This window comes from Vibrio sp. 10N.222.48.A3 (assembly GCF_041475345.1).
GTDB lineage: Bacteria > Pseudomonadota > Gammaproteobacteria > Enterobacterales > Vibrionaceae > Vibrio > Vibrio tasmaniensis_A.
The window spans coordinates 1-719 of the sequence record NZ_JBFRVX010000548.1; the positions used below are offsets into that span (position 1 = coordinate 1).

The window sequence follows — 719 nt, forward strand, 5'->3', positions numbered from 1 at the left end:
GCTATGGCGCAATCGCTGTTGACGTTAGCGGAGCAGTAATGAAATCCAGTGGTTTGGTGATGGGGGCAGCGCTGTTTTTCGCTTCCCTTGTTCATTTATGGTTAGGGCAATCTGAATTTGGCCCTATCGGTGAGCTGCTCCAGCAAGTTTCACTGATCAGTGACAGCGTGACATTCAACTCAATGGTTGATGATTCATTCGAGTTGATGGCGTTAATCTATGTCAACTTGCCTCGCTTGGTCATGGCGATTTTGGTTGGTGGAACACTCGGCACCATAGGTAGCCTGTTTCAACAACTGACGCAGAACCGAATGATGTCGCCGCTTACTTTAGGTACGTCGTCAGGGGCGTGGCTTGGTTTGGTTATTCTGAATGTGGTTGCGCCGATGTTGGTCGCTCAGTATTCAGTTTGGTTCGCTCTGATCGGTGCACTGCTGGCGATGGGGCTGATTGTTTCGATTGTCGGAATCAAAAACATGAGCGGCTTGCCAATTGTTTTGTCGGGCATGGCAGTTAACTTACTGTTAGGCGCATTTGCGACTGCGATTATTTTGCTCAATGACCAGTACGCCCAGAACTTGTTTGTATGGGGAGCGGGTGATCTAGGACAGAACGGTTGGGAACAAGTAATTTGGCTGATGCCTAAGCTACTTCCGATCTTTGCCATCTTCTTATTGGCGCCAAGAGTCCTGACTTTGCTTTCGATTGGCACTGAAGGG

General features: G+C 49.0%; 1 protein-coding gene. It reads left to right on the plus strand.

The annotated features are described in order from the left end of the window. Positions 1-38: 38 nt before the first annotated feature. On the plus strand, positions 39-719 hold a 681-nt coding region (locus AB4653_RS15715; protein ID WP_372104677.1), incomplete at its 3' end, for an iron chelate uptake ABC transporter family permease subunit.